This is a genomic window from Halobacillus sp. H74 (genome assembly GCF_052246715.1).
Classification (GTDB): domain Bacteria; phylum Bacillota; class Bacilli; order Bacillales; family Halobacillaceae; genus Halobacillus; species Halobacillus litoralis_A.
In genome coordinates this window covers 500,962-522,814 of the sequence record NZ_JBQQCI010000001.1, presented here as the reverse complement: position 1 = coordinate 522,814, position 21,853 = coordinate 500,962, and the positions used below count along the sequence as shown (strand labels likewise).

The 21,853-nt window shown below is 40.3% G+C and carries 31 protein-coding genes; 16 read left to right on the top strand and 15 right to left on the bottom strand.

The genetic code is table 11. The features are described 5' to 3' along the window. Nucleotides 1–62: 62 nt before the first annotated feature. The 8 genes from ACTWPX_RS02580 to ACTWPX_RS02545 all read left to right on the top strand — a co-directional run bounded on the left by ACTWPX_RS02580 (nucleotide 63) and on the right by ACTWPX_RS02545 (nucleotide 6,901). Nucleotides 63–1,067, top strand: coding sequence for a DUF3231 family protein (locus tag ACTWPX_RS02580; protein ID WP_443118387.1), 1,005 nt, complete (start codon nucleotides 63–65; stop codon nucleotides 1,065–1,067). Nucleotides 1,068–1,180: 113 nt separating this feature from the next. Then, nucleotides 1,181–1,552, top strand: coding sequence for a CidA/LrgA family protein (locus ACTWPX_RS02575; protein WP_443118386.1), 372 nt, complete (start codon nucleotides 1,181–1,183; stop codon nucleotides 1,550–1,552). Continuing rightward, nucleotides 1,545–2,234, top strand: a complete 690-nt coding sequence (locus ACTWPX_RS02570) for an LrgB family protein (protein WP_443118385.1) — start codon at nucleotides 1,545–1,547, stop codon at nucleotides 2,232–2,234. The genes ACTWPX_RS02575 and ACTWPX_RS02570 overlap by 8 nt, the downstream gene beginning before the upstream one ends. 366 nt (nucleotides 2,235–2,600) lie before the next feature. Beyond that, a complete protein-coding gene (locus tag ACTWPX_RS02565; RefSeq protein ID WP_443118384.1) occupies nucleotides 2,601–3,380 on the top strand; it encodes a metal ABC transporter ATP-binding protein in 780 nt (259 codons plus the stop codon). After that, entirely contained in the window at nucleotides 3,380–4,237 is an 858-nt protein-coding gene (locus ACTWPX_RS02560) for a metal ABC transporter permease (RefSeq protein WP_443118383.1), read from the top strand. Before ACTWPX_RS02565 ends, ACTWPX_RS02560 begins: the two co-directional genes overlap by 1 nt. Beyond that, entirely contained in the window at nucleotides 4,234–4,644 is a 411-nt protein-coding gene (locus ACTWPX_RS02555) for a Fur family transcriptional regulator (RefSeq protein ID WP_443118382.1), read from the top strand. The genes ACTWPX_RS02560 and ACTWPX_RS02555 overlap by 4 nt, the downstream gene beginning before the upstream one ends. A 109-nt stretch (nucleotides 4,645–4,753) precedes the next feature. Next, the gene (locus tag ACTWPX_RS02550; RefSeq protein WP_443118381.1) at nucleotides 4,754–6,445 is read left to right on the top strand and encodes a metal ABC transporter solute-binding protein, Zn/Mn family; all 1,692 of its coding nucleotides are present in this window, start codon (nucleotides 4,754–4,756) and stop codon (nucleotides 6,443–6,445) included. 159 nt (nucleotides 6,446–6,604) lie between these two features. Continuing rightward, complete coding sequence (locus tag ACTWPX_RS02545) at nucleotides 6,605–6,901, top strand: AbrB/MazE/SpoVT family DNA-binding domain-containing protein (protein WP_443118380.1); 297 nt, start codon at nucleotides 6,605–6,607, stop codon at nucleotides 6,899–6,901. 144 nt (nucleotides 6,902–7,045) lie between these two features. On the opposite strand, the gene ACTWPX_RS02540 is transcribed toward ACTWPX_RS02545, so the two are convergent. Then, a complete protein-coding gene (locus tag ACTWPX_RS02540; RefSeq protein WP_443118379.1) occupies nucleotides 7,046–7,576 on the bottom strand; it encodes a hypothetical protein in 531 nt (176 codons plus the stop codon). Between the two features lie 267 nt (nucleotides 7,577–7,843). On the opposite strand from ACTWPX_RS02540, the gene ACTWPX_RS02535 reads away from it, so the two are divergent. Beyond that, nucleotides 7,844–8,296 (top strand): helix-turn-helix domain-containing protein, encoded by a 453-nt coding sequence (locus ACTWPX_RS02535; RefSeq protein WP_128525220.1) that lies wholly within the window; start codon nucleotides 7,844–7,846, stop codon nucleotides 8,294–8,296. A gap of 140 nt (nucleotides 8,297–8,436) precedes the next feature. Here the strand turns inward: ACTWPX_RS02535 and ACTWPX_RS02530 are convergent, their stop codons facing one another. The 8 genes from ACTWPX_RS02530 to ACTWPX_RS02495 form a co-directional block, all read right to left on the bottom strand. Continuing rightward, nucleotides 8,437–9,249 carry a ZIP family metal transporter gene (locus ACTWPX_RS02530; protein WP_128525221.1) on the bottom strand — a complete coding sequence of 271 codons (813 nt, stop codon included), beginning with the start codon at nucleotides 9,247–9,249 and terminating at the stop codon, nucleotides 8,437–8,439. A 110-nt stretch (nucleotides 9,250–9,359) separates the two neighbouring features. Continuing rightward, nucleotides 9,360–9,560, bottom strand: a complete 201-nt coding sequence (locus ACTWPX_RS02525; RefSeq protein ID WP_443118378.1) for a hypothetical protein — start codon at nucleotides 9,558–9,560, stop codon at nucleotides 9,360–9,362. A gap of 388 nt (nucleotides 9,561–9,948) precedes the next feature. Further along, nucleotides 9,949–10,113 carry a hypothetical protein gene (locus ACTWPX_RS02520; protein ID WP_443118377.1) on the bottom strand — a complete coding sequence of 55 codons (165 nt, stop codon included), beginning with the start codon at nucleotides 10,111–10,113 and terminating at the stop codon, nucleotides 9,949–9,951. A 78-nt stretch (nucleotides 10,114–10,191) separates the two neighbouring features. Next, nucleotides 10,192–10,560, bottom strand: coding sequence for a hypothetical protein (locus ACTWPX_RS02515; protein WP_443118376.1), 369 nt, complete (start codon nucleotides 10,558–10,560; stop codon nucleotides 10,192–10,194). Between the two features lie 147 nt (nucleotides 10,561–10,707). Next, the gene (locus tag ACTWPX_RS02510; protein WP_443118375.1) at nucleotides 10,708–10,914 is read right to left on the bottom strand and encodes a hypothetical protein; all 207 of its coding nucleotides are present in this window, start codon (nucleotides 10,912–10,914) and stop codon (nucleotides 10,708–10,710) included. A 132-nt stretch (nucleotides 10,915–11,046) separates the two neighbouring features. Continuing rightward, nucleotides 11,047–11,358, bottom strand: coding sequence for a hypothetical protein (locus ACTWPX_RS02505; protein WP_443118374.1), 312 nt, complete (start codon nucleotides 11,356–11,358; stop codon nucleotides 11,047–11,049). 301 nt (nucleotides 11,359–11,659) lie between these two features. Then, the gene (locus ACTWPX_RS02500) at nucleotides 11,660–11,848 is read right to left on the bottom strand and encodes a hypothetical protein (RefSeq protein ID WP_443118373.1); all 189 of its coding nucleotides are present in this window, start codon (nucleotides 11,846–11,848) and stop codon (nucleotides 11,660–11,662) included. Between the two features lie 170 nt (nucleotides 11,849–12,018). Beyond that, on the bottom strand, nucleotides 12,019–12,456 hold the full coding sequence (locus tag ACTWPX_RS02495) for a pyridoxamine 5'-phosphate oxidase family protein (RefSeq protein ID WP_443118372.1): 438 nt from the start codon (nucleotides 12,454–12,456) through the stop codon (nucleotides 12,019–12,021). A gap of 584 nt (nucleotides 12,457–13,040) precedes the next feature. Between ACTWPX_RS02495 and ACTWPX_RS02490 the strand changes: the two genes are divergently transcribed. Together ACTWPX_RS02490 and ACTWPX_RS02485 are read left to right on the top strand one after the other, a co-directional pair. Continuing rightward, entirely contained in the window at nucleotides 13,041–14,561 is a 1,521-nt protein-coding gene (locus tag ACTWPX_RS02490; protein ID WP_443118371.1) for a malate:quinone oxidoreductase, read from the top strand. Nucleotides 14,562–14,648: 87 nt separating this feature from the next. Further along, nucleotides 14,649–14,984: a hypothetical protein gene (locus ACTWPX_RS02485; RefSeq protein ID WP_443118370.1), complete on the top strand. Its 336-nt coding sequence runs from the start codon at nucleotides 14,649–14,651 to the stop codon at nucleotides 14,982–14,984. Between the two features lie 4 nt (nucleotides 14,985–14,988). On the opposite strand, the gene ACTWPX_RS02480 is transcribed toward ACTWPX_RS02485, so the two are convergent. Next, nucleotides 14,989–15,198: a hypothetical protein gene (locus ACTWPX_RS02480; protein ID WP_443118369.1), complete on the bottom strand. Its 210-nt coding sequence runs from the start codon at nucleotides 15,196–15,198 to the stop codon at nucleotides 14,989–14,991. 351 nt (nucleotides 15,199–15,549) lie between these two features. On the opposite strand from ACTWPX_RS02480, the gene ACTWPX_RS02475 reads away from it, so the two are divergent. Together ACTWPX_RS02475 and ACTWPX_RS02470 are read left to right on the top strand one after the other, a co-directional pair. Beyond that, nucleotides 15,550–16,173 carry a hypothetical protein gene (locus ACTWPX_RS02475; protein ID WP_443118368.1) on the top strand — a complete coding sequence of 208 codons (624 nt, stop codon included), beginning with the start codon at nucleotides 15,550–15,552 and terminating at the stop codon, nucleotides 16,171–16,173. Between the two features lie 51 nt (nucleotides 16,174–16,224). Continuing rightward, nucleotides 16,225–16,680 (top strand): NUDIX hydrolase, encoded by a 456-nt coding sequence (locus ACTWPX_RS02470; protein ID WP_443118367.1) that lies wholly within the window; start codon nucleotides 16,225–16,227, stop codon nucleotides 16,678–16,680. A gap of 120 nt (nucleotides 16,681–16,800) precedes the next feature. On the opposite strand, the gene ACTWPX_RS02465 is transcribed toward ACTWPX_RS02470, so the two are convergent. Beyond that, nucleotides 16,801–16,998: a hypothetical protein gene (locus tag ACTWPX_RS02465; protein ID WP_443118366.1), complete on the bottom strand. Its 198-nt coding sequence runs from the start codon at nucleotides 16,996–16,998 to the stop codon at nucleotides 16,801–16,803. A 352-nt stretch (nucleotides 16,999–17,350) separates the two neighbouring features. Between ACTWPX_RS02465 and ACTWPX_RS02460 the strand changes: the two genes are divergently transcribed. After that, a complete protein-coding gene (locus ACTWPX_RS02460) occupies nucleotides 17,351–18,034 on the top strand; it encodes a VOC family protein (RefSeq protein WP_443118365.1) in 684 nt (227 codons plus the stop codon). Nucleotides 18,035–18,115: 81 nt separating this feature from the next. On the opposite strand, the gene ACTWPX_RS02455 is transcribed toward ACTWPX_RS02460, so the two are convergent. Beyond that, the gene (locus tag ACTWPX_RS02455; RefSeq protein WP_443118364.1) at nucleotides 18,116–18,370 is read right to left on the bottom strand and encodes a hypothetical protein; all 255 of its coding nucleotides are present in this window, start codon (nucleotides 18,368–18,370) and stop codon (nucleotides 18,116–18,118) included. Nucleotides 18,371–18,543: 173 nt separating this feature from the next. On the opposite strand from ACTWPX_RS02455, the gene ACTWPX_RS02450 reads away from it, so the two are divergent. Beyond that, complete coding sequence (locus ACTWPX_RS02450) at nucleotides 18,544–18,690, top strand: hypothetical protein (RefSeq protein ID WP_443118363.1); 147 nt, start codon at nucleotides 18,544–18,546, stop codon at nucleotides 18,688–18,690. Between the two features lie 134 nt (nucleotides 18,691–18,824). Beyond that, on the top strand, nucleotides 18,825–20,081 hold the full coding sequence (locus ACTWPX_RS02445) for an aminopeptidase (RefSeq protein ID WP_443118362.1): 1,257 nt from the start codon (nucleotides 18,825–18,827) through the stop codon (nucleotides 20,079–20,081). A gap of 142 nt (nucleotides 20,082–20,223) precedes the next feature. Here ACTWPX_RS02445 and ACTWPX_RS02440 read toward each other — a convergent pair whose 3' ends face one another. Genes ACTWPX_RS02440 through ACTWPX_RS02430 form a run of 3 tightly spaced genes read right to left on the bottom strand, consistent with a single transcriptional unit; the run spans nucleotide 20,224 to nucleotide 21,691 of the window. Next, nucleotides 20,224–20,934 (bottom strand): FAD-dependent oxidoreductase, encoded by a 711-nt coding sequence (locus tag ACTWPX_RS02440; protein WP_443118361.1) that lies wholly within the window; start codon nucleotides 20,932–20,934, stop codon nucleotides 20,224–20,226. A gap of 40 nt (nucleotides 20,935–20,974) precedes the next feature. Then, entirely contained in the window at nucleotides 20,975–21,364 is a 390-nt protein-coding gene (locus ACTWPX_RS02435) for an SRPBCC family protein (protein WP_443118360.1), read from the bottom strand. Between the two features lie 3 nt (nucleotides 21,365–21,367). Beyond that, nucleotides 21,368–21,691 carry an ArsR/SmtB family transcription factor gene (locus tag ACTWPX_RS02430; RefSeq protein WP_443118359.1) on the bottom strand — a complete coding sequence of 108 codons (324 nt, stop codon included), beginning with the start codon at nucleotides 21,689–21,691 and terminating at the stop codon, nucleotides 21,368–21,370. Nucleotides 21,692–21,853: the final 162 nt, after the last annotated feature.

Here is a 21,853-nt window from a genome sequence, read left to right as displayed (position 1 = left end):
TTTAGAATAAACATTAATAATTCAAATAAACTCTGGGCAAACTCTTCCTAGAGGTGATGATTATGGGTAAGGAGAATTTAAAGCTCACTGCTGCAGAGATAGGGACATTGTGGGGGGAGTATGTGAATGGAACGGCCGTTGATACTTTAAACAAATATATGGTAACGATCATAGAGGACAAAAAAATAAAAACACTTTTCGAAGATGCAATAAAGACGTTTGCGAAACAGAAAAAACAACTGACAACTTTTATTGAAAACGAGGGGTTTCCAGTTCCGGTCGGGTTTTCTGATTCAGACCTTAATAATGGGGCAGAGAGGTTGTTTTCAGATATCTTCTGTTTGCACTATTTACATATCATGACGCTGCATGGTTTGTTGGGACACACAACATCGCTCAGTTCTTCAGTAAGAAAAGATTTACGCCATTTTTACGATTCTTGTGATGATGATGCAAAAAGAATGTATCATCAAACAACTGAATTACTGGTGGAAAAGGGGCACTTTCAACGAGATCCGTCCTTTTACCCGGAAGACAATCCTGAATTCATCCAAGATCAACAATTTCTTGATGGTATGTTTGGAGACAAGCGCCCATTAGCCGCAACGGAAATTATCGCTTTATCTCTTAATATCAAAAAGAAGATACTGGAAAAGTCACTTTCCATTGGATTTAGCCAGGTCACGCAATCAAAAGAGGTAAGAAAATTTCTTAAGAGCGCCCAAAATGCATCTGACCAGCAAATTCAAACACTGGGTAAAAAATTGAAAGGAGATAATTTACCTGTTCCAATGTCTTGGGAATCAGAGGTGACTGTTTCTCAGGATGCTCCTTTTTCGGATAAGTTAATGTTGTATCATATGGGGTTCTTATTACAATCTTCTCAATCCTACCATGGAGCAGGTCTTGCATCTGCTATGCGAATAGACCTCGTCGCGACTTATGAGAAAATCATATTGAAAAACATCATGATTACAAAAGAATGGTTCAATTTAATGGCAAAAAATAAGTGGCTGGAGCAACCACCTTTAGCTCCAAATCGTCTGGAAATTGCAAAAGACAAATAAAAGTTTCCTGCCCTCTGATTAACTTTGAGGGCAGGATTTTTTGTGTGCTCACCACATTCCTATATAATAAAGAAAGTAAACTTCCATCTCACAACTAGAAAGAAGGATCACACGTGCCAAAGGTCTTCACTATCATTTTGCAAATCATAGGATTATACGTAATCTATCTATTCGGAACACTTATCCAAAACACCTTTGATCTGTTCATTCCGGGCAGTGTCATCGGTTTGATAGTCCTGTTTGCACTCCTGTCTCTGAAAATCATCTCGGAAAGCTGGATCAAGCAGGGAGTGGGCTTTATGATCACCCATCTTCCATTCTTTTTTATCCCGGCTACGGTCGGGGTTATGAGCTATGCGTACGTATTTGAGGGTGAAGGGGCGCTCTTGATTCTCATCGGCTTGTTGAGTACGGCCTTAGTCATGGGGGTTTCAGGCTTTGTCGCTCAGTGGATGGCGCGAAGGAGGGAGGCAGCCCATGAATGAACTTCTGATAGCTGTACTTATGATCGGGCTGACGATCCTCTTCTACCAAGGGGCGTTGTTCATTTACCGTAGATTTCGCCGGATCTATACCGCCCCGATCATCTTATCGACGCTGGCGATCATCGCTTTGCTGCTTTTATTCCATCTTCCATATGAAACGTACATGACAGGGGGCAAGTGGATCGATCATTTGCTTGGTCCGGCGGTGGTTGCGCTTGCTTATCCGCTTTATCAATACCGTGATGTTTTGAACAGAATGCTCCTGCCGATTTTGACAGGGACGTTGATTGGCGCGTTCGTCGGGGTTACTTCTGGACTCCTGCTCAGCAAGTGGGCCGGGTTCAGTGAGTTGATCATTCATTCCATCGTTCCGAAATCGGTGACGACACCTGTCGCGATGTCCATTGCAGAATCGAGCGGAGGCGTTATGCCGCTAGCGGCTGTTTTTGTCATGATTGCAGGCATTGGCGGGGTCCTGATTCACCCTGTTGTGATGCGATATGCCCGTCTGACCCATCCACTTGGAAAAGGGGTCGGCATGGGCAGTGCCTCGCATGCGATCGGAACAGCGACCTCAATGGAACGGGATCCGCTTGAGGGCTCTGTCAGCACCATTGCGATGGTGTTGAGTGCCGTCATCGTTTCGGTCTTAGCACCGGGTTTGACGTTGCTTCTTATGTGAAAAAATGTCTGTTCTCTTGGGTGAGGGCAGACATTTTTTTCTTTCAAGCTATGACTCCCCACCGTTTACCCAGCGAATTCCAATTCTTTGTAAACATAAGGTTCTGCTGTTGCCTCTATGGTTTTAATCGATCAGATTCAATTAAAGGAAGCTCCCAGCCATTAAACTCTTTAGAAGGAGGAGAATATTCTTGATTCACATGGAATCCTCCTTTACAATTAACATGAGTCAAATCGTAATGACTATGAATTAACTATACTGATATTAACTAGAACATAAGAATCGACGTCATAGAAAGTGTATAGTTCATCTATGTTTGAGTAATAAAATGATTCGTAATCATTACTATTTTGTGAGGGGTATCGAATGAGTAAAAATAAGATAGTAGAAATGAAAAATGTATCTTTTAAATATGATAAAGAATGGGTAGTGGAAGATGTGAACTTCACTATCAGGGAGGGCCAATTCCTTGGATTGGTCGGTCCGAACGGTTCAGGAAAATCTACTTTGATTAAGCTGATTCTTGGACTTAATAAGCCTGCTAAAGGAAGCGTGCACGTATTTGGCCAGCCTATTAAACAATTTAGGAACTGGAAAGAAATCGGATATGTATCACAAAAATCGAACAGTTTTAACTCTGGTTTTCCTGCAAGTGTTTTGGAAGTAGTGAAATCAGGTCTTGTCTCAAGACTCGGTGCCTTCCGATTTTTCAAACGAGAGCACACACAAAAAGCGCTTGAGGCGTTAAAGGTTGTTGAAATGGAATATTATGCAAACACCAATATTGGAGAACTGTCGGGTGGTCAGCAGCAAAGAATATTCATTGCTCGTGCTCTTGTTAGTGACCCCTCCTTATTAATCCTAGATGAGCCGACAGTAGGAGTCGATGCGAAGCATGTCACTGAGTTTTACGATTTATTGGCAAGGCTGAATCAGGAAAACGGCATCACTCTTCTTTTGATCACACATGATATAGGGACAATCACCAAACATGCGACCCACGTAGCTTGTATGAATAAGACCATCCATTTCCATGGTGCATCAGAGGAATATGATCAATTCAGTGATCAGGATTTGACCCGGATGTATGGCCACAATGTCCAGCAGCTCACCCATAATCATGAGCATGGGGAGGTGTCCTCCTGATGTTTGAGAGCTTTTTCCAATATGAATTCTTGCAAAATGCGGCAATCACAGGTATTTTAATTGGTCTGGTTGCACCCTTACTTGGAGTGTTTATCGTTGTTCGGAGGCTTTCTTTAATTGCAGATGCTCTTTCCCATATTACATTGACGGGAATAGCGGCCAGTCTGTTATTAGAAAAGAGAGTATCCGGAATAAATGATTGGAACCCCGTTTATATGGGGATGGCCTTTTCAGTTATAGGGGCTGTTTTAATCGAGCGCTTAAGAAAAGTGTACAAGCATTACGAAGAGCTGGCGATTCCGATCATCCTGTCTGGCGGGATTGGATTAGGAGTGATTTTGATTTCTCTGGCCGACGGTTTCAACACGGACTTATTCAGCTATTTATTCGGAAGTGTGACCGCTGTGAGCCGCTCGAATATGTGGACCGTTTTAATCATTACTTCAATCGTAATGTTGATCGTCCTCTTGTTTTACAAAGAACTGTTTGTCTTATCGTTTGATGAGGAACACGCATCGATTTCAGGTGTCAGTGGACGTTGGGTTCACCTTTTATTTATTTTGATGGTAGCTTTAGTGATTGCTTCTTCTATGCAAGTGGTAGGAATCCTGCTGGTTTCGGCATTGATGACTTTGCCGGTAGCTTCTGCCTTACGCCTTTCTACGAGCTTTAAGCAGACGATCGGGTTATCTGTATTATTCGGTGAAACCTCTGTCATTATCGGTTTGTTTTCGGCTTATCATCTCAGCGTACCACCTGGGGGCACGATTGTTATGACGGCCATTCTCATTCTGATTTTGACTATCGCTTACAAAAAAGTGAGTACACAATTCTCGATAAAGGGTGAAGCATTATGAACTTGAATACAGCTATCCAAAAGCTAAAAGAAAAAGGGTATAAGCACACCAGGCAGAGAGAACGGATGCTGGAGATTTTTGTAAATCAGGACCAATACATCGCTGCAAAAGAAGTTCTGAAAATGATCCAGGTAGACTTTCCGAGTGTAAGTTTCGATACGGTATATAGAAATTTATACCTTTTGACAGATGAGGAGCTACTGGAAGCGACAGAACTTCACGGGGAGAAACATTTCCGTCTGGCCTGCACTTCCAACGGCCATCATCACCATTTCATCTGTACGTTTTGCGGGAAAACCAAAGCTGTCGAGTTCTGCCCTATGCAAACCATGAATGATAAATTGGAAGGATACCAGATTGAAAATCACAAATTTGAAATATACGGGGCATGTCCTCAGTGTCAGTAAGCCGGTGTAATTTAACCGGCTTTTTTTAGAAGATCAAAAAGTAATCAGTACTATTTACAATTAGTAATCATTACGATATAATCATTGAGAAATGAAAAGGGGGAGAAGAATGTTTAAAAGAACTTTAGGCATAATCAGTCTAGCTGCTCTCATTTTTGTGTTAGCTGCATGCTCAGATGAAGAGGCAACTAGTAGTGAAAACTCAAGTGAAGATTTGAAAATATTTACAACAGTCTATCCTATGCAGTTTTTTGCTGAGCAGATCGCAGGAGACCAGGCTTCCGTAGAATCGATCTTGCCGCCTGGATCAGACCCACATACTTATGAACCAACGAGCAAAGAAATGGTAGAAATTGCAGAAGCTGATGCTTTCATTTATAACGGAGCAGGTTTAGAGTCCTATGCAAAACAAATCTCAGAATCTATCCAATCCGAAGATGTCAAAATACTAGAAGCTTCAAAAGGAATTGATTTAGAAGAGCACGTTCATAACCATGAAGAAGGCAATCATGAGGACGAACATGCTCATGAAGGAGAGGAAAGTAATCGTGAGGATGAACATGCTCATGAAGGAGAGGAAAGTAATCATGAGGATGAACATGCTCATGAAGATGAGGGCAATAATGAAGAAGGACATGAGGGACATAATCATGGGGACCAAGATCCGCACGTCTGGCTTGACCCTATCCGCTCAATCCAGCTAGCTGAGAATGTTAAAGATACCCTTGTGGAGCTTAAACCTGAACAAGAAGAGACATTCAACAAAAACTTTGAAAAGCTTAAAGAAAAGCTTAAAAATTTAGATCAAGAGTACCATGCCCAACTGGAAAGTTTACCTAAGAATAAGATCATCGTCTCGCATTCCGCTTATGGATACTGGGAGCAAGCTTATGGAATTGAACAAATCGCCGTTTCTGGCTTGAGCCCCACCAATGAACCCTCACAGAAAGAACTGCAAACAATCATAGAGAAAGCTGAACAGCACAACTTGAATCATGTATTTTTTGAACAGAACGTTACACCTAAAGTTGCTGATGTAGTTAGAAAGGAAATTGCTGCAGAGACTGCACGTATTCATAACTTGTCTGTGTTGACAGAGGAAGATATTAAAAATGAAGAGGACTACTTCACGCTTATGGAGCAAAATTTAGATCGATTAGCAACTGCCTTAGCTGGGGCTTCCTCCGATTCAGAGGAAGCCTCTGAATCGGAAGAGCAAAGTGAACACAATCATGACCATGGTCATGCAGATGATGAAGAAGCGCAACAAATTTATGATGGATATTTCGAAGATGATCAAGTGGAGAATCGTCAACTTTCCGACTGGGAAGGAGATTGGCAATCTGTATATCCATACCTTCAGGATGGGACGCTTGATGAAGTGTTCTCTCATAAAGCAGAGGAAGACAGTGAAATGACAGCTGAAGAGTATAAAGAGTATTATAAGATAGGTTATCAAACAGATGTGGAACGTATTGTAATCGAAGGAAATAACGTAACCTTCTTCAAAAATGGTGAAAAATCTACGGGAAAATACAACTACGATGGTTATGAAATTCTTACCTATGAGGCGGGAAATAGAGGGGTACGGTACATTTATAAACTAAATGAAGAGGCTGAGGGTCTTCCTCAATATATTCAATTTAGTGATCATAGCATCAATCCGATTGATGCGGGGCACTATCACCTCTACTGGGGAGGTGACCGTGCAGCTCTATTGGATGAAGTCATCAACTGGCCAACATACTATCCTTCAGAAATGGAAGGCCATGATATAGCTCATGAAATGATGGCGCATTAAAACAGTTAGATTGTTATAAAAATTCACAGGGATAGATATTGAAGCTGAGGACCAATTGGGCCTCAGCTCCTCAATTATCCTGCCATGGAATTCAATCAGCCCTGACTAAAATCATTTGAAACATATGGACATTATTTCAGAGGATTGAGAGGGAAAAACATGATACCAACTCAAAAAAACATCGATCTTAGTAATAAAAGTGATTTCACCATCCCAGTTAAATGGAAAAGAAAACTACATATAGAAGAAGGGGTCACAGTAACGCTAAGGGTGAAAAATAATAATATTGTTATTAAGCCATCTGATAATAAAACCCATGATGTGATGAGTACAGTAGGTAGAAAAGGACGTATTTATGTCCCGAAGGAAACCCGTGACTATTTTAAGCACAAAAGGCTAAGAAACTTTCATATCCATATCGAAGAAGGAGAGAAAGCAATTATATTAAAACCTTAATATAATTGTTTGAAGAACCTCTCCGCATGAAAAAGTGTCTGACTCTCTTGCGGGAGTACAGACACTTTTTTACCGTCTAGGCAATAATAAAACGTTAAATTGTGAGTGACTTATCATCGTACGTGGGCTTTTGCGCACTTGGTTTCACTTCTTCGGCCAGATGAAGTGGCTGATGGCGATTAAAAAATCAATTCCCAGGACGAGCGTCCAAAGTTTGAGCACGCTTGATAACGCTTCTGTCCGTATAGGGTCATCAATAAGAAAAATCATGCTGGCAAGAAAGGCGGCCCCGATCACATAGGCAGCAACATGACGCACCCAGCCTTTAAAGTAGTGCTTGGCATGGGAAATGCCAGAAAGTTTTTCAGGACGCGGGCCCTGTTTTGTTATGTAATACTGAAACCTTACATCTGCCCACTCAATCATGCTCTTTCCGAATGCTACGGAGACTCCGATATATATAGCTGCAATTGCGTGGGCCATGGTGGCTGTCGACCCGTTCCACAAATCTACACTCGTCGTCACTAATAAAATCAGATCAATCACGGGAGTCAATGCTAACAGGAATAGCCCCAGCTTTTTCCGTTTGAAAATATAACGTGTGACGAGCCCTGCAGCAATCACTACCCAAAACCCGATCTCACTTGCGACAATCATCCAGGCAACAAAATCCATCTTTCCACCCCATTCTAAATCAACTATATTCAAGTTTAGATATATGCTTGATTACTTTCAAGATGAATACGTATCAGCTTAGTTAACAGTTTCAAAGGTAATAAGAATCAGACTAAGTTTCCTTATAATTTTTTCCTCATGCCGCGCCAAATGAAGGAACTCAGCATGTAAACCTCTAAGTGCGAGGACTTGCAACCAGCGCGTTCTTTACTATTTCACTAAAATCCAGCCATAATGGAGTATAAACCGAGAAAGGTGATCGTTGATATGAATTTTGCAGACAAATTAAAACAGAACAGAAAAAACAAAGGCTGGTCTCAGGAAGAATTAGCGGAAAAATTATTCGTGAGCCGGCAGTCTGTTTCCAAATGGGAAAACGGGCAAAATTATCCGAGTATTGAAATCATCATTCATTTAAGTGATCTGCTCGGTGTAACCATTGATGAATTATTGAGGAGTGATGAAGAATTGAAGGAGAAGGTGATTAACGACAGCAAGCAGTTGGCCCACCCAAGGCTTAAGGCGTTCTTTGATGTCACTTTTTTAATCGGGGTAGCACTTTTGATTGCAAAAATATCGGTTCTCATTGTGAATAGGACCACCTCGTTAGATATCCCTTTGTTCGGCGGGTCTTTTGTTTGGAACTTTGGACCTTTGGTTCTTATGGTGGCTGCAGGTCTCGGCGCAGAGTTTGTTAAAGATAAGTATATAGAAGACTGACTTCATCCTATACAAATTTGAAGGCAGTACTCGGGGCCAGCCACAATTAAAGAGTCTTGCCGATATTGCATATTGAGTGAAGCTTTTAGGTTCCCGAACTTCTTATGAATCATGGCCTTCCTTTCACGGGAAGGCTCTTCCTATCCTAATGCGACATCCAGTGTCATCATCAAAGCAAATCCGACCATTAAGCTTATTGAGGCTATCTGCACATGGCCTTTTTCCTGGGAGCCAGGGATGATTTCTTTGGCTACAACAAAAATCATAGCTCCTGCTGCAAAGCTTAAAGCGTAAGGAAGGAGGGGCTGGATGAAAATCACAGCCAGTGCTCCTGCGACAGCCGCGATGGGCTCTACCGCTCCAGAGGCCTGTCCGTAGAAGAAGCTCTTCTTCTTAGACATTCCATCTCTGCGTAATGGCAGCGAAACTGCGGTACCTTCAGGGAAGTTTTGGATCCCGATCCCGAGGGCCAAAGCGATGGCACCAGAAAGGGATCCTGTGGAAAAATCGACAGCTAAGGCACCGAAAGCGACACCAACTGCAAGACCTTCAGGTACATTGTGGAGGGTGATGGAAAAAATCAGTAGAGATGTTCTCCGTTTGGCTTTTTTATCTTTTATTTCATGTAAGAAGTTGTCATTCTTCTCTAGTACAGGCAATATTTGATCGACCATCATCAGAAACAAGCCACCTAAAAGAAACCCTATTAAAGCAGGGAGCCATGACGGCGTCCCGTTTGATTCAGCCATTTCAATTGCAGGGGCAAGCAGGGACCAGAAGCTGGCAGCAATCATAACCCCTCCGGAAAAAGCCAGCATCCCATCCATCGCTTTCTGGTTTTGTTTCTTTCCTATAAAGACGAGAGCTGCTCCGAGAGCTGTCATTCCCCAGGTGAAAAGGGTAGCTGCTAAGGCTTGCAGGACAGGGTTTAAATCAGTGAAAAAATCCATCATAGTGAAGGAACTCCTTTTGCATAAGCGAAATGTTTTTCCTTGGTGCAAAATTATATGCCTATATCAAATGGATTGTCAATTGTTCTGTTTAAGCAGAATAGGGGGAATATCTATTCCAAGTCTCTGTTCTTGTTGAATGAATAAAGGATGAACAAAAGGATGAGATAGGCACCTAAGGCAATGGCCAGTGCTCCAATGATGTTGAATTCATTGCTCAAGTATGGGCTCACTACAATCACAGCTAATAGGTACAGGAAGCGAGCGATATCTTTACTTTTAGCCCTGCGTGAAATTCTTTTATCATTACTCATCTGATTGCAGCCTCTCCTTTTATTCTATACTTCACTATAGTAGTACCTCTGGTCATGAAGGGGGGCTCAATTATGTATATCAAATAACTGAAGATTACTTATAATCTATTAATCCTGCCAATCTCTCCGATGTTATAGGCTGACCACGCACCGATAAATGGGAGGGCATCCATAGGAAAATCCAATCTTACAGAGTCATATTCCATGACCACCAGCACCACTGTCAAACCAATGGTTACAACACTAATAAGGATAGCCTCCAAGATTTTCTTTCGCTTCCAGCGCTTTTTCCCATGTGGTCTATGTCAAAGGCATGGACACGTTGCATGGATCTGGTTCCAATGGCTTTTTTTGTTATAAGGGTATACCACGTATTAGCGGTGATGATTCAGCAAATCACGCAGCACAAATTTAAAGTGAGGGGCGCAGTTCCGCCGTTCTCTGCATATAAACCAAACGAAACAACTAACAGCAGCATCACTAAATTGTACAGAATTAAGTGCTTCTTTTTCAGACGCTTCATTTCCTGTAGACCCCATTCTGTTTCATCCATTTTACCCCCCCTTATCTTTTGCTATAAAATCCCGCATGGTTATAATTTTCAGAACTTGGTAAGGGAGAGTCCCTTACCTTAATTAGTTAGACTTAGATAGTGATTTTTTACATCTTGCAGGACGATATATAAGTCAAAGGATGCATCAACGGCAAAATATAAGGCAATAATACTCGCTGATACCCCTACTACTGTGCCCCCACCTTTAAGTGAATCTCTGTTCTTCTTGTATATGAAAAACGAAATTCCTGCCACAATTAATATGTATGATAACGATATAATTAGTTTTGAAAGGATCACTTTACTATCACTTACAGCCCTCATGAAATTTTGTAATTGTTCTTCATTGTGGATACTTTCTTCGATAATGGTTAGGTCTTCTTTGTAACCAACCTTCCATAAAAATGTATTTTTCTCTTTTGTTATGGTGTACTCATAGCCCATCACTTTACCATCACCAATAATGCCTGAATATTCTTCGGTATCTTCTTCCCCCTTCGTACAAGCTGATAATAGTAAAATGAAACATAACCATACAACCGGGATATATTTTTTTATAATTTCACCTCCTTTTAATAAGGACTACATACTGATTTACGGATAAAAACCAATGACATTTAAAATAGCAGTTCCGACACACGTTACAATGATACCGGTTATAGTCGTCACAACCACGGTTTTGAGGTCTCTTGCCTCCACCCACACCGTAATCCCGATAATTATCGTAAAAAGTATACCGAAAAATAATGAAGCGACTGGATTAGTCGGGGTTATCCAATCAAACCAACTGATCGAATTCATTATTAACGCCTCCATTCAAGTTTGAATTGCTGTCACCTTGAAACAATGTTATGGCGCTTTTCATGATGCTTGATGGGATTATGATCTATCAGCTTTTTTAATGGAAATTCGATAAGGATCGCTCCTGCCATATCACTTTCCTTTTCCTCTTTCTATCGATAGGATCCGTTCACTCTTTTGGAGTAACTCTTCATTTAATTCCTGGATGCTGTCCCAAACTCTGGATTTGTATGGGTCGACCTCAGGAAGAGAAACGGGGTGCCAGCTTCTGTACGGCTCCAAATAGACTTTGTGATGGGTCGGATGTTGGTTTTCATCACCTTCATATGTTGTTACTTTGTATGCCTTCCCTCCATAAAGCTGTATGATATTTCCTATGCGTATTTCGCTGACAGGTTCTTCGTGGAGTTTTGCATTCAATAGTCTTTGTAATAATTTTTTCACTACAATAAAAACCCCTTTCTCATAACGGAAACAAATGGAAGTTCAGAGCAGTTTATTGTTTTCCCTTTCTCTACCGAAGAAATGGTAAAAACTTATTTCAAACAGAATAAAAGCTGCTACCAACGCTCCTATATAGGAAAAGGGGAATCAATTGCTAAGAAGATAGTTAAACACAAAGCAAATGTTAATAACCCGGTGAGTATTGAGTATTTCATATGTTTCTTACTCATCCGAAAACCCCCTTTGTATTCATTACGTATTGATGTTTATGAAGTTTCAAAAGGATTCGGGGTTTACCGTATCAACTGTTCTCCTTTTTACGGTTAAGGAAGGGAAGGAGCCTTACGATTGAATATCCGACGACCCCACCTGTGATTATGGACACCCATTGATCCCAATCGAATCCATCGTTGCTTATCACCTCAGCGATTGTAAGACCGACTATGATTCCAAGTAATAACATGAGAGACGACCTTAGATTTGCGTTCATGACATCCACCTTCTTACAGTTTACTGTATCGTTTGATCTCCTAGGATTTTCACGCTTTTAAACCTTTCTTGAATTACTTTTAGATACTCATCCCCGATGCTCATTTTTTGTCCCTCCTCCGTAAAAATACAGCGATCAAAATCAACTTCAGTTCTGGTTAAGAATCATCCTCAAAAGACATCATACGACTGGTCCCGAACGACAACTGTTTCAGGAACGAAGCGGATGAATACATTCTGAGGATCCTGGTTGCTGAATCTGGCATCCCATGTTGTTTCATTGGCGCCTAAATACTTGGTGAATAACCGTCTGGCTAAATCAAAATGAAATGGCTCCACGGTTGCCTTTCCTCTGAAACCCGCATGCCATACCTTTCCTGTGGCAGGGTTGAAATCAACAATCCCGATCGCACACTTCGGTTCTTTCTTAATTCTTAATGGGAACGAATCCCCGGGGGTCCCTATCATCCATAAACACTGATCTTCCCAGAGAAACCATACCGGCGATTCCCTTGGACCTTCAGGAGAAGCTGTTGATAGATGAGCAAACAATGGTTCTTTTAAGAATTCATCAAGGTCAAAGCTTCGTTCACCTCTGATGATCTGCATGATTTCCACCTCTTTCTATAAAACTGGATGTTCAGTTAGCAGCTTATTAAAATTTTCATGAGAATCTTATGGAATCGTAACCTTCCTCTTGGGCATTAGAATAGGCAAGCTGTTCAGTAACTTGTATGTATCTAAACACCCTTCACAGCACACCCTGGAAATTCCCTTGATATGTTCGGCTGATGCTCTTGTAATAGCGATCATCTTTTCATCCCTCTCGTCAATGTCTATTCCAATTATTTCAAACTAACAATGGTCCGGCAATTCTTTTGTTGAGTAAGATTCCGAATGACGTTCTGAGTTTATTGTATTTGCTACCCCTATGATAATAGGGCAGACGTAATAAACTTTCCGATAATTGGAGGGTATTCAAAATCATCCGGAAATTATAACTTTTCCATGAAGTCGGGAGAGAAAGAGGGGCCCCTGCCGGTAGCTTCAGCGGACATTTTAATTTTTGGATAATAGTGATAAAATGGGTGTTGGATTAAAACGAATTGGAAAGATGTGTAACCAGGTCGAATCCTGTTTTGTGAGTGTACCTCTGCGGGAGCGACTCCATCTTTCCTGCAAAAATAGGGAGTATGAAAAGGGAAATGAGTAAACAACATACGAAAACAGACGTCATTTTAATTGGTGCAGGAATTATGAGTGCAACCTTGGGGTCACTCCTTAAAGAATTAGTGCCGGATTGGAAGATTCGAACTTTTGAAAAGCTTGAATGTGCCGGCGAAGAGAGTTCGAACGTATGGAATAATGCTGGAACAGGGCATGCGGCTCTATGCGAGTTGAACTATACGAACGAACAAGCGGATGGCTCCATCGATATCAGTAAAGCGATCAAAGTGAATGAACAATTTCAGGTTTCCCAGCAATTCTGGTCTTATCTTGTGAACAGCCATATGATTCGTAATCCACAGGAATTCATCAGGCCATTGCCCCACATGAGTTTGGTGCATGGCAAACAAAACGTCGAGTTTCTAAGAAAGCGTTTCAATACGATGGCCGAGAATCCACTGTTTCAGGATATGGAATTTTCCGAAGACCCGGAACAGCTGAAGGAATGGATCCCGCTGATTATGAACAACCGTACATTAAATGAGCCGATAGCAGCCACAAAAATCGATTCTGGTACGGATGTCAATTTCGGTGCCTTAACTCGTAAAGTGTTTGACTATCTGGAAGACAATGAGCTTGAGGTCAACTACAAGCACAGCGTCGAGGATATTAAACGGACCAGCGACGGGGCTTGGGAAGTGAAGGTGTACGATAACGAACACGGAAGAATCGAATATCATACAACAGATTTCGTCTTTATTGGCGGTGGAGGCGGAAGTTTGCATTTGCTGCAAAAAACCGGTATCCCTGAATCGAAGAATTACGGCGGCTTCCCGGTAAGCGGACAATTCATGGTATGTAAAAATCCGGACGTCGTAGCCAAGCATTATGCGAAAGTTTACGGCAAAGCCAAAGTTGGTGCACCGCCGATGTCCGTGCCGCATTTGGACACACGGTTTATCGATGGTAAAAGATCACTATTGTTCGGACCATTTGCCGGGTTCTCACCGAAGTTCTTGAAAACCGGTTCTATGCTCGATTTGGTAACATCTGTGAAACCGGATAACCTCGTTACGATGCTCGGGGCAGGCGTTAAAAATGTTTCCCTGACCAAATACCTGATTGAGCAGGTGATCGCTTCTAAAGATAAGCGCATGGAGGATATCCGTGAGTTCATCCCTGATGCCAAGAGCGAAGATTGGGATCTGGTCGTAGCGGGGCAGCGGGTGCAAGTCATCAAAGATACAGAGGATGGCGGCAAAGGGACCCTGCAATTCGGTACTGAAGTTGTCACCGCGGCTGATGGCTCGGTCGCTGCCTTGTTAGGGGCTTCACCAGGCGCGTCCACCGCTGTGCACGTCATGCTTGAAGTCATTGAGAAGTGTTTCCCGCAGCATGTGAAGGATTGGGAACCGAAAATAAAGGAAATCATTCCTTCTTACGGTCTGTCTCTCTCTGAAAACCCGGAGCTGCTTCGGGAAATCAAGAAATCAACAGCTCAAACACTGGGTCTTGTTGACCAAGAAAATGAACTGCACTCCCCATAATTGAACAAGGGAGTATGTTCGGCTGTTGAAGCCGTTTCATACTCCCTTTATTTTTATTATTTCCGTAGCCATTCAAAGGAGCAAGCTATGTTATCAAGGAAACTATTAACCGCTCTAGTCACATTTATCATCTCAGTTGTGTTTTATAGTGTTTATTTAAAAGGACCCGCACCTATTTTATTTGTTGCAATTTTTTGCGGGACACTTTTATCGATTTTCATTGGATACATAGAAAAAAAGATGAAATTTCATAGTTTTTGGGCAGGGTTTATTTTTCATATTATTATAGCCTTTCTATTAGCGGCTATCTTCCTTCAGGATCATTATTTCCAAGTAACCTTTTATTTTGCTTTGCCCGTTGCTGTCGGATATTTTTTAATTGATGAAGTGTTAAGGGCTAAACTTTCAAGTAAAGCACTTTAGTAGTTCATTCTTTTTTGTCCACTTCTTCATAAGGGGCTTTTCTATGTGATTCTACAGGTGCAGGATTGCTATATTCCCTATTCTTTCCACTATATATATCACTTGTGGGAGTGTACTCCTGGCCTTTGGCACCCGAAGTTTTCCCTTTAATTGCGAATTTAATCACACTGATTGAAATAGCACCAATGATGACTCCGAAGATTATCAAGTCCATTAAATACAGCCTTTCTATGCTTATAGTTAATTATTTTCATATTTTAACATACACATCGTGAAACGTATTTAAGAGGAAAAGTTAACAAGGGATTGTTGTCCTGGGTGTATCAAACGGTTATTCCGTTTTTATCATTAAGTAGTATTAACTGAATTATCATTATCGAAGTCAGCATTTTATGTTGGCTTTTTATTATGCTGCAAGGAGTTAAGAATGAAGTGAGTAATTATGGATCAGGGATATGATGCACATGAGAAGTTACGAATGAGTCTGTTTATGATACTCTTTATTTGTTAGTATTTTCCTTCACAGGGTGAGTTAGAAAACGCTGTAAAACTAAGGAGGCATCAAATGCATAAAATATATTTATCGATAATCGTGTTTCTTACTTTAGTTTTATTTATCGTATTAACCACCTCCAGTGACAATTTAAATAATGAAGAACCAGTAGACAACGCAGAGGAAATAAAGGGAGAAAGGTCAGAACAAACTGGAGTTCCCGTTGAATCAATCAAAGAATATTTCTTAGAAGTTGAACCTAAAAAAGATATTTACAAAGAATGGGATAGTGCGGCAATACCACTGGATAAAGTTCCAGAGGATGAAAGGAAAGAGTATGCCGCAGGATTACTTTTAGAAGCAAAAAAATCAGTAAATGTAGCTGGACATATTGCGGTACCTACTCTGGAAAACTTGAATAACTTCTTTGCTCCTAGTGATCAACAGCTGAAAAAATTAATTAAAGAAAATGATGGTGTACTGCCTATTAGAATTAATAAAACCCATATTCAGTTGAAGCAAGCTGGTGAACTGATAGAAGACGATAGAATAAGTGATCAATTAAACCAAATAAATGAGGAGCTAGTAGATATAGAAATTTATAATAAAGACACTCTTTATGATTTCTGCGTAGCTTTTGATAGATATAAACATTGCATCAAGGAAGTTTTGCAAATAACCAGCTCTATTCAATAATACGGGAAAGCTGAAAGTTGACAGAAAAACAAAATGGGGGGGATAGTGGATATGACACCAAAACATATCATTGCAGTTTCTGCTAATATTACTAACCAGAACGGAGAAACTCTTTTAGTCAAGACACACTGGCGATCAGATACTTGGGAAACCCCAGGCGGACAGGCGGAAGAAGGGGAGCCTCTTGATAAAGCTATATCCAGAGAAGTATTGGAGGAAACGGGAATAGTCATCTCACTTGTTGGAATAACAGGAGTGTATTACAATGCTTCAAAGCATCTATTATCTGTCGTGTTTAAGGCAAAATATATAAGAGGAGACATAAAAATTCAACCAGAAGAAATTAAAGAGGCTGAATTCATTAAAATTACTGAGGAAAATATAGATTATTACATAACTCGTCCGCATATGAAGTCGCGCACCATTGATTGTATGAAAGCCACAAACACCATCCCTTATGAAACGTGGGAGATGAATCCATATAATCTGGTAGGTAGATTATATTAATTAAGCAATCGGGACATCTTCAAAATAAAACACTTGCACCACCTCCAATGAGTTTTAGTACAGCGGACGTAACACATTGATATTAGAAGCAATTGTTCATCCCGAAGAGTTACTGATATATTATTTACTAAATTCTTTATATTCATCAATGTAAAAAGCTACGTAACCACAATTTGAACAAACAGCTGCTTTTGGTTTTGCAGATACTTTGTTGAAAAGTCCCTTCCTTTTTTTACTTATTGTAATTCCGGGCGTATCAAATTCAACATTAACATTACAATCTTTTACCATTTCATTTTGACATTGATTGCATTTCATTTTTATACCACCTTTGTTTTGTTCTTTCTGGTTCTTAATACGAACAAACAAAATATAAAGTTCCTTAAAAATATGCAATTATACTTATTCAAGTAACCACACCTCTAAATTTGAAGAAAAGATAATTAACACCACTATTGTAAAAACAAACTTCTTTAGTTTAATAATGTATAATTTTATATTAGCACAATCATGAAAAATCCATCCTGTTAGCGACTATTATTGACATTCATCATATAAGGATACTGTTTACCTTATTTAAATATTCTAATGAACAAATGGCATGATTATATTTTAGTTAATCAGCAATATGAACAGATGTTATTTAGGTTTTGATTAAGGAGGGAAGTTTGTGGAAATAAGAAAAGTCATTTTAAAAACCAAAGATATTAAAAGCATGAAACACTTTTATACTGATACCCTTGAAATGCCATTAACAAAGGACACTGAAGAAAGTTTTCAGGTTGCAGCTGGCTCCAGTCTATTGGAATTCACCTCAAGTAATGTAGAAGGCGACCCATTTTATCACTTTGCTTTTGATATTCCATCAAATAAGTTCAGGGAAGCAAAAGCCTGGGTGGAAGCTAAAGTGGAGTTAAATGATGAAGATGGAGAGGATGAGGCGGATTTCCCTCATATTCCTGCTCATTCTCTATATTTTTACGATCCTGCTGGAAATATTGTGGAATTTATCTCTCGCCATTCCAGCGCAGATAAGAGTGAGGAAGCTTTTTCACATAGGAGTATTCTACGTATTAGTGAAATGAGTTTAACAGTAGAGGATGCCATAAATACTGGCCAAAAGCTTATTAATCTGGGGCTCAAAGAGCGTGATAATGCCCCGATCAGTGATTCATCCCTCAATTTCATGGGCAAAAGTGCAACCAGTTCTTTCCTATTATTAATACAGCCTGGGAGAAGGTGGATTTTCTCTGATAAAATATCAGCCATTTTCCCTGTTGAGATCACGTTAGATACTAACGACCGAATCGTAGTAAAAGATAATAATGAAACCGTCGCTAACCCCACTTGCTGATTTTATTAATACTTCATCCTTTATCCAGTATGTTTAAGCATCTAAAAGACACGAAATAAAAGAAATCCTTTGAAGGTTACATTAGGTATCGCACACTAATATATCTATAATGAAGATTAAAAAAAATAGACTCACGCTAAATATAATTTTACTACCTATTTTCTTGCCGTTCCATTGCGCTTCGATCCCTCTGATTAAGGACATTAAGAAAAATGTGGTGAGGAGAAAAAACGAAGAAAGCGTTACCTCAGTGAATGCTGCTAATGATAGGTGAATAGCTCCTGCTACAATAATTAATACATCAATATTCCGTGTCATTTTCAACCTTTTTTCCATAATAACCCTCCATTTGCAACCTGATTCTGAATAATTTTAAAAGCAAAATCAGTAGAATGCAAACTTCTCAATAATTCTTGAGAAGGCGGATTTGAAACAAATAGTAGCTATCATACGTATTTATAAACAGGGCGTACCTTGGTTAGAAATAGTGCGAAGGTGAGGGCGGTTGTATGTTGAGATTTGTTGATGATTTAGCTGGTGCGATCTATGATGCATTTAAATTTATTATAAAGTCCATTAGTTATTTACTTGCAGGAGCGATGATTGTAGGAGTTCCAATGTATCTGATCACATGGTTGTTTGAAATGTTTGCATAACATTGTTCAAGTATTTAATTAACTGTACTTAAAACCACATATTAAGATTACCTAAATGAAATTGGATATACTTTGAAGACTTCATCCCAAAAATATGAAATAATGAAAGCGGATACAAGAAGGAGAGAATGAATATGAAATTTCCTAGTCAAGAAAAGCTTGAGAAATATGCAGACTTAGCCTTGAAAACAGGAGTCAATTTGCAAAAAGGTCAGAAGTTGATGATCAACTCTCCTATCGAAGGTGCTGAATTCACACGGGTGATTGCTCAAAAGGCCTATGAAATGGAGGCGGAAGATGTACATATTAACTGGACAGATGATGCATTGACCCGGATGAAATATGAATATGGTGGGCAGGAAACTCTTTCTGAAGTTCCTGGGTGGCAGCAACAGCAGTACACGTATTTTGCTAAAGAAGGTGCTGCGATTCTTTCTGTCATGGCCAACGATCCTGATCTTCTTAAAGGGGTGGATGCCGGAAAAGTAGCAGCGGCTAATAAAGCAAGAGCAGAAGCGATGTCGGAGTTCCGTCAACATATAATGAGCGACCGTATTCAATGGTCGATCGTCAGTATTCCGCTCCCTGCGTGGGCTCAGAAAATTTTTCCGAACGAGAACAGGGAAGAGGCAGTGGACAAGCTTTGGGAACAAATTTTCAAGATTGTTCGAGTTGATCAGGAAGATCCTGTTGCTGCCTGGGAAGAGCACAACAAAACGTTGCTTAAGGCAAGAGGGTATTTGAATAAGAAACAGTACAGCAAGCTGGTTTATAAAGCACCAGGGACAGATTTGGAAGTGGAGCTTCCAAAAGGGCACATTTGGAAAGGCGGACGCAGGCCCCTTGCTACGGGAGACGAGGATATTCAGTTCAACCCTAATATTCCAACCGAAGAGGTCTTTACCGCTCCTCATAAATACGGAGTAAACGGAAAAGTTTCCAGCACCAAACCGTTAAATTACGGTGGGAATCTTATTGAAAACTTCTCCCTTACATTTGAAGGAGGGAAAGTTGTTGACTTCAATGCTGAAGAAGGGGCAGAGACGATGAAACACTTGCTGGAAACCGATGAAGGTTCGCAACGCCTTGGTGAGCTTGCCCTTGTGCCGCACGAATCACCAATTTCTCAATCGGGATTGATTTTTTACAATACACTTTTTGATGAGAACGCTTCTTGTCACTTAGCTTTAGGGAAGGCGTATCCGAATAACGTAAGTGGCGGTTCTGATATGAATGGGGACGAACTTGATCAAAATGGAATCAACGACAGCTTATCCCACGTAGATTTTATGATGGGTTCAGCCGAACTTGATATTGATGGTATTTTGGAAGATGGAACAGAGGAGCCGGTAATGAGAAATGGGAGCTGGGCCATTTCCTTTGAGGAATAAATGAAAAAATGCTGCTAATCAATGAATTAGCAGCATTTTTTATGATTTCAAACATGAATATGTTTGCTTTTCTTTGTAAGGAAGATGGAGCGCAACTTTCAATTTTAGAAGTTGAGGCGGGTTATAGCTGCGATTTTCTTCTTTACTCGATCCCTCTAAAAGTATCCTTTATAATATTTCGTTTTGAAATATGCTTATCCTTTAAATAATTGGTCATGGATGCCACCATGGATTTGGGACCAGAAACAAAGTATTGAGCATTATTGTTATGTGAGGCAATAAATTCATTGGTATAGGAGTACATATCATTTCTAGTACTGAGATAGTGTACATCTATTGAAGTATTACGAGCCAATTCATCAAGTTCATCTTTGTAGAGGTGTGCTTCCTGACTATCTACATAGAGAAGTTCACTTGGTTTTCCTCCCCTGTTCCCGTCAGCCTCTAATTGCTTTAGGATAGCCCGGAATGGGGTGATGCCAATACCGCCTGCCATGAAGAGTCTCGGGGTCTCGTCCTTCAAATAAAACGATCCAACAGGACCAATCATTTTGATTTTCATACCCTCTTCAAGTTCTAAGAGGGCTTTTTTAAATTCGCTCGGCTCTTCATCTATCCTTGTTGTAATTCTAACGACACCTTCCGAAGGGGATGATGCCACACTGAAAGGGCGAATAGAGTCTTTCATTTTCTTATGCGTGATGGTGAATAACCCATGCTGCCCTTCATTCCAAGATAAATCCTTATCCTTTTCAAATAGAAAGGTGTAAACACGATCAGACTCTTGATACCTCTTTATAAAGGGGAGTTCTGTTTTAGTGAAGATGGATAATTTATCTTTTAAAAAGCTCATTCCCATATCCCTCCTTTTATGTTGTGAATCCATAAAGTGCTTATGATTCTTCTAATACGGTTTTCAGCTGATCCACCATACTTGCCCAGCCATATTTCGCACCCATGAAGGCTTGATTTTCTTCCTCGAATCCTGTGTGATCAAGATGTAAATAAGTTGTTTCGCCTTCTTGCGTTAATGTCCATGTGACAATAGTGTCGATTGGACCGCCTACCCATGTGTAAGATAGTTTGTGAGGCTTGTCCACCACCAATACTTCACTATCTACAACTAGGTCGATTTCCTCATTTCGGAATTGACATTTATAACCCTCGATCGGTTTGAAGTTATTTTCCATAACCCACTGGGACAGCGTCTCCGATTGTGTTAAAGCATCCCATACTTTATCAATGGAACTCTTAAACTGAAAATCTAATGATAAATCTGCCATGTTTTATTCCTCCAATATATTTTTGAGTATGCTTGCTCTTTCATTCCAGAACTTCTCATAAAAAGCCAACCAGTCTTTTACTTCCTGTAAGGGTGCTGGGTTCAACTTAAATCTTGTTTCTCTACCTTTTTTACGGTTAACTACTAAATTGGCTTCTTTAAGGACAGTTAAATGCTTAGAAACAGCAGTCCGACCCATCTCAAAATGAGGCGTCAGTTCGTAAAGAGGCAGATCCTCATCTGAATCGGCTAACAGACGTATCAACTTTCGTCTTGTTGGATCTGCAATAGCTACAAAAACGTCGCGTTCCTGGTGTGTGCGGTTCAAAACCCTACCTCCTCATCGTTTTATATGACACCAATCAGTGACTTAATTATATGACACTATAAAGTGTCAAGTCAAGTTTATAGGAAGCCGATACTAATCGTTAAAACAAACCATCCCATATATCGATTAAATTAAATCCTGGTGCATGGTCTATCGCTATCC